The organism is Mesorhizobium sp. M7A.F.Ca.CA.002.05.1.1 (assembly GCF_003998335.1).
Lineage (GTDB): Bacteria > Pseudomonadota > Alphaproteobacteria > Rhizobiales > Rhizobiaceae > Mesorhizobium.
On record NZ_RZQI01000323.1, the window covers coordinates 1 to 6099 of the forward strand.

Sequence of the window (6099 nt, forward strand, 5' to 3'; positions counted from 1 at the left end):
GGTCGTTGATGCTGCGCAGTGGCTGAAAGGCAAGGGAACCGTCCGCTCCTAGCGCGTGGTGTTCTCCACCCATGGCAAGTGTTGCAGCACGGGCCGAATTGCCTTTGTCGAAGACATAAACCTGGGCGCCGGCGTAGCGCCTGAACTGCAGAGCAATCAGAGCAAGCAGAACCGACTTGCCGGCGCCGGTCGGACCAACAACCAGCATGTGGCCGACATCTTCGACGTGGGTGGAAAGCCGAAACGGTGTCGACCCACTGGTCTCGGCAACGAAAAGCGGTGGCGCTTCGGTTTGGGTGACTTTCGCGAGATGCTCGTTTGTCGCAGGACCGGCCCAAACCGACGACAGCGGCATGAGATGGGCAAGATTCAATGTATGAACGAGCGGTTGGCGAACGTTAGCGTAGACATGGCCAGGCAATGAGCCGAGCCAAGCCTCGACCGCATTGACGCCTTCTCGGATCGTGGTGAAGCCGAGCCCATTGATGATGCGCTCGACCGCGCGAAGCTTCTCTGCAGCGGCTTGGCGATCCTCGCCCCACACCGTCACGGTGGTGGTGAGATAGCCGAAACTCACATGATCACCGCCCAATGCCTGAAGGGCTTCGTCGGCATCGAGCGCCTTGTTGTCGGCATCGCTATCGACAAGCGGGACCGGCTCGTTGGTAATGACCTCGCGTAGGATTGCCACGATCGACTTGCGCTTGGCAAACCACTGCCGGCGCAATCGCGTCAGCGTCTTCGTGGCTTCCGTTTTCTCGAGCGGAATGAAGCGCGTCATCCAGCGATAGGCGAAATCCTGATGATTGAGGGTATCGAGGATTCCGGGCCGGGTGAGGTTCGGAAAGCCGAGGATGGTCAGTGTGCGAAGATGCTGCTCACCAAGCATCGGCTCCAGGCCACCGGTAAGCGGCGCATCGACCAGGATTGCATCCAGATATATCGGCGTTTCCGGGGCCATGATAGGATGGCGACGAGGCGAAATCGTGCCGTGGAGGTAGGTCAACGTCTGAGCATCATCGAGGACGCGTACTTCGGACATGAAACCCGAGAAGAGATCGAGCACGCGGTTGGTCTCGTCACGGAACCTCGCCAGATCCTGGCGCCAGTCTCTTTCTCCTCGGGAATAATGAGAGTCGACGAGCGTGCTTTCTGCGCGCGCCTGGGCGTCCGGCGGTGGCATAAACACCAAGGTCAGATGATAGCGGCTCTCGTAGTGCGCTACCTTCCCCTCGAAAGCAGCGCGGCGTTCTTCGTCGACCAGCCACGACGCGGCGTCAGGAAAATGCGAGTTCGGATAGCCCAGCGCTTCTGTGCGCTCGGCCTCAAAGAACAATGCCCAGCCAGAGCCAAGGCGTCTGAGAGCATTGTTCGCCCGGGCGCAAATGCCGACGAGTTCAGCCTCCGTCGCACTTTCGAGATCCGGGCCGCGGAACCGCAACGTCCGCTGAAAGCTGCCGTCCTTGTTGAGCACGATGCCGGACGCAACCAAGGCAGCCCAGGGTAGATGGTCGGCAAGCCGGTCGGCTTTGCTTCGATATTCCGAAAGGTTCAGCATGCAAGCCACCCCTTCAGACGTAGGTGGCGCACAAGCACGCTGGCGAAGTCCGGATCGCGTCTTGCGGCAAACACCGCTAACGAGTGGCCTGCGATCCAAAGCACCAGACCAGCAATCCATTGCTGCAAGCCGAAGCCAATGGCCGCGGCCACTGTACCGTTGAGGATCGCCACCGCGCGCGGAGCCCCGCCGAGCAGGATCGGCTCGGTCAGCGCCCGGTGGACCGGTACTGCGAAGCCCTCGATATGCTGCTCCCCGGCGGCCATCAGACGAGCGCCCCACCACCGAAGGAGAAGAAGGAGAGGAAGAAGCTCGATGCCGCGAAGGCGATCGACAGACCGAAGACGATCTGAATCAGGCGCCGAAAACCACCGGCGGTGTCGCCGAAGGCAAGCGTCAGGCCGGTGGTGATAATGATGATGACCGCAACGATCTTGGCGACCGGTCCCTGGACGGACTCCAGGATCTGCTGCAGCGGCTGCTCCCACGGCATGCCTGAGCCGGCGGCATAAACCGGGGCCGTGATAAGAAACGCGAGCGCTGTGGACGAAAGAAAGCGAAGCTTCTTGCGCATGAGGAAGGCCTTTCAAAGCTGCTGGAGTTGCGAAAGCGTGAGCGGGGCAACGGCGTAATCGCCGCTGCCGTCGAGACCGGTGACCTCGGCGATTGCGTCGATGTGGCGCGACGAGCCGCGTCCCGCTATGAAGACGATCAGATCTATCGCCTCAGCGATGAGCCGGCGGGGAACGGTGACCACGGCTTCCTGGGCGAGTTGCTCAATGCGATAGAGAGCCGAGCGCGCGGAATTGGCGTGTACGGTAGCGATGCCGCCTGGGTGCCCGGTGTTCCATGCCTTCAGCATGTCGAGCGCTTCCGCGCCCCTCACCTCGCCCACGATGATGCGGTCCGGCCTGAGCCTCAGCGTCGAGCGCACGAGATCGGCAAGGGTGACCGAGCCCCGCCTTGTTCTCAGGGCAACGCAGTCCCTGGCCGCGCACTGCAGTTCGCGTGTGTCCTCGATCAGGATCACCCGATCGTCGCATTCGGCGACTTCAGCCAGCAGAGCGTTGGCGAGTGTTGTCTTCCCCGAGGAAGTGCCGCCGGCGATCAGCATGTTGCGCCGCTCGCGGACGGCCTTTTTCAGCGCATCGGCCTGCAGCGGCAGCATGATGCGTTCGGCAACATAGTCGGCCAGGGTGTAGACTTTCGCGGCGGGCTTGCGGATGGCAAAACATGGCGCCAACACCACAGGTGGCAGCAGGCCTTCGAAGCGTTCGCCAGACGGCAATTCGGCACTGACGATCGGGTTGTCGGCGTGCGCCTCGGCGCGCACGTGCGAAGCAACCAGGCGGATGATACGTTCTGCCTCGGACGGGTGCATGTGAACGTCGGTATCGACCCGACCTTCGCCTAACCGGTCGAGTCGCAGCGCGCCGTCGGGATTGACCATCACCTCGATGACGGACGGATCGGCCAGGGCTTCGGTGATTGCCGGACCCATGGCGGTGCGCAGCATGACACGCCGCCGGTGGTCGGCCTCGGGATGAGAGCTCATCCTTCCCCTCCCCCACCATTGTCTTTGCTAAGCGACTTTTTGCCGGAAGCGATCTGGCGGCCGACCTTCTCAACGAATTTCTCGAAACGCTCTTGGGCAATAGCCTGCGTTGATCGATCCGGGACCGGCGTGTGGGCGTGAAGGGTGATCGAAAAGCGGATGAAGAGCGCCAGGCTCTCCAGGATCACCTCGGAATCGCGCCTGACGTGGGCAAGATCGCGGGAGAGCCGGTCAAGCCTTACGCCGTAGCGCCGATCGAACTCGCTCTCGCCACGCCGCTCGATGAACGCCTCGATCGCCTTCGCCACGATCGCTGATTTGGTCGTTGACGGATCGCGACTGAGGTTGTCCAGTTTCTCGCTGAGCTCCGGCTCAAGCAGAAACTGATGGCGAATGCGGTGCGGCTTCATGCGGCTCGTTCCGACGGCCCGGCGTTGCGCCGGCGACGGGAGAAGCATCGGCCAGACGCTCAAAATTGCTTATGGCCGTTATCTACGCTGAGGTGCGCTCTGCAACTCAGCGGACTTCAGAAGCCGGGAATGACATCGTCGCCCCTGCCCTCGTTGATACCGTAGGCGCGGGCCGCAGTGGAAATCCGATCCATGACACGCTTGTCCGCGAGCGCTTCGCTGTCATCGTCTGCGGGCTTGTACAGATCGGCCTGATCGGGCTCTTGAGAGACAACAACGTCTTCTTCGGGCAGGCTTGGATGGCGTTGCTGCTGAACGCCTCCCTCGTCTTCAACTGGCGCGTCGGCGCTTTCCTCGTCCGCAGCAAGTCGGCTATCGACGCTGCACACTTGTCCAGTCCAGCCGTCCGGGCGTGATGCAGGGCAGTCCGCATAGGGTCCGTCGTGCAGCACCGGCGCAGGCAGCACCCGATCTGTGAAATTCTGATCCTGATAATAGCGCAGCTTCTTGGCGCGGATCGGCGGCAACCCAGAAACCAGGACCAATTCGTCTGACGGCGGCAATTGCATCACCTCGCCTGGCGTCAGGAGCGGGCGCGCGGTTTCCTGGCGGCTCACCATGACATGTGAAAGCCAGGGCGCAAGCCGATGGCCCGCATAGTTGCGCATCGACCTAAGTTCGGTTGCGGTGCCGAGGGCATCCGAGATGCGCTTGGCCGTGCGTTCGTCATTGGAGGAAAAGGCAATTCGCACGTGGCAATTGTCGAGAATAGCATTGTTCTCGCCATAGGCCTTTGAAACCTGGTTCAAAGATTGTGCGATCAGATAGGAGCGAATGCCATAACCTGCCATGAAGGCGAGCGCCGTTTCGAAGAAGTCGAGGCGACCGAGCGCCGGAAACTCGTCCAGCATCATGAGCAGCTGATGCTTACGGCTCTTCTTCGGGTCCCCCTCCAGACGCTCCGTCAACCGCCTGCCGATCTGGTTCAAGATCAGTCGCACCAAAGGCTTGGTGCGCGAGATATCCGAAGGCGGCACGACCAGATAGAGCGACAGCGGTCGCTCTCCATCCACTAGGTCAGCGATGCGCCAGTCGCAGGACGAAGTGGCCGCCGCGACCGTTGGATCACGATAAAGCCCGAGAAAGGACATGGCGGTCGAGAGGACGCCTGAGCGCTCGTTTTCCGACTTGTTCAGGAGTTCGCGGGCCGCCGAGGCCACTACGGGATGGACCTGAGGGTTATGCCCCGTCCCGAGATGGTTTGTCGTCATCATCCGCCGTAGCGTTGCGGCAAACGAGCGTTGCGGGTCCGACAGGAAGGTGGCGACGCGGGCAAGCGTCTTGTCCTCTTCAGCGTAGAGCACGTGCAAAATGGCGCCAACTAGAAGTGAATGGCTGGTCTTCTCCCAGTGGTTCCGTCGCTCCAGCGCGCCCTCGGGATCGACGAGGATGTCGGCGATGTTTTGAACGTCCCGGATCTCATCTGGGCCTTTGCGCACCTCCAGCAGCGGGTTGTAGCGTGCCGATCTCGGGTCGGTCGGATTGAACAGAAGGCAGTACGAGAATTTCGACCGCCAGCCGGAGGTCAACTGCCAATTTTCGCCTTTTATATCATGAATGATGGCAGACCCGGTCCAGGAAAGTAGCGTTGGAACAACCAGCCCCACGCCCTTGCCCGAACGCGTCGGCGCAAATGCCATGACGTGCTCCGGGCCGTCATGGCGCAGATAGCGATCGTTCAGCCTACCGAGGAAAACGCCCGCCGGCCGTAACAACCCTGCCGTCTCGACCTCATGAGTCGTGGCCCACCGTGAAGACCCATAGGTCGTAACCGACCCGCGCTGTCGCGCGCGCAAAAGCGAGCCTGCGATTGCGGCGGCACAGCCCAGGAATCCGCTGGCGCCTGCAAGCGTACCGGCTTTGTCGAAGACCTCCGGCGCATAAGCATCGAAGTGGAACCACCATTCAAACAGCTTCCACGGCTTGTAGATTGGCCAGCCGGCGAAGAGAAACCATGGTGCGCCGAGAGGCGTCTGGTAGGTCAGCATTTGAGCGCACCATTGGGTTGCCGTCCATACGCCGATAATGACAATTGCGCACACAACGGCGATCTGCCCGATCAGTAGCTTCGTAGGTGTCATCGGCTTGACCCGCTGAACAACGCGACCTAGCATCGCGCGGCGCAGCCGGGACAGGAATGTTCCTCACATACGATTTGGGAGCAATGAACGACTTCCTACGTATGCAGGTCGGTCAGCACGCGTGTTGCGCCTTCACGCGACACCATCCTCTCCATTCACCCTGAGGCCCGGCGCCGACGACAGTTGCGTGATCGCTCCTCCGCAAAGTTATCTTCTGCGTTCAGGGAGCCAGGGGCGCCTGGGCTGGCTGATGAACACCGTCCGCTCGCGCATGTGGGGTCGAATTGATTTGTGCCCAAGTGGAGGCAGGCTCATTTAACAGTTGCCGCAGTTCCCCTGGCTCGAACGCCATCATCGGTGGGGAAGCGGGTTCATCCTCCAACAGCTGCCGCAGTTCCCCTGGCTCGAACGCCATCATTGGTGGGGAGGCAGGCT

Annotated in this window: 5 protein-coding genes and 1 pseudogene; all 6 read right to left on the reverse strand. The window is 61.4% G+C overall.

Annotated elements, in window-relative coordinates:
• Window positions 1-1558, reverse strand: a pseudogene (locus EN939_RS17425) (conjugal transfer protein TrbE); the annotation flags it as partial.
• Window positions 1552-1824 (reverse strand): VirB3 family type IV secretion system protein, encoded by a 273-nt coding sequence (locus EN939_RS17430; RefSeq protein ID WP_024502852.1) that lies wholly within the window; start codon window positions 1822-1824, stop codon window positions 1552-1554. The gene EN939_RS17430 and the pseudogene EN939_RS17425, both read right to left, overlap by 7 nt.
• A complete protein-coding gene (locus EN939_RS17435) occupies window positions 1824-2132 on the reverse strand; it encodes a TrbC/VirB2 family protein (protein ID WP_024502851.1) in 309 nt (102 codons plus the stop codon). The genes EN939_RS17430 and EN939_RS17435 overlap by 1 nt, the downstream gene beginning before the upstream one ends.
• A 12-nt stretch (window positions 2133-2144) precedes the next feature.
• Window positions 2145-3113: a P-type conjugative transfer ATPase TrbB gene (trbB, locus tag EN939_RS17440; protein ID WP_024502850.1), complete on the reverse strand. Its 969-nt coding sequence runs from the start codon at window positions 3111-3113 to the stop codon at window positions 2145-2147.
• Entirely contained in the window at window positions 3110-3523 is a 414-nt protein-coding gene (locus EN939_RS17445; protein ID WP_024502849.1) for a CopG family transcriptional regulator, read from the reverse strand. Before EN939_RS17445 ends, trbB begins: the two co-directional genes overlap by 4 nt.
• Before the next feature lie 116 nt (window positions 3524-3639).
• Window positions 3640-5664: a conjugal transfer protein TraG gene (locus EN939_RS17450; protein WP_024502848.1), complete on the reverse strand. Its 2025-nt coding sequence runs from the start codon at window positions 5662-5664 to the stop codon at window positions 3640-3642.
• Between the last annotated feature and the right edge of the window lie 435 nt (window positions 5665-6099).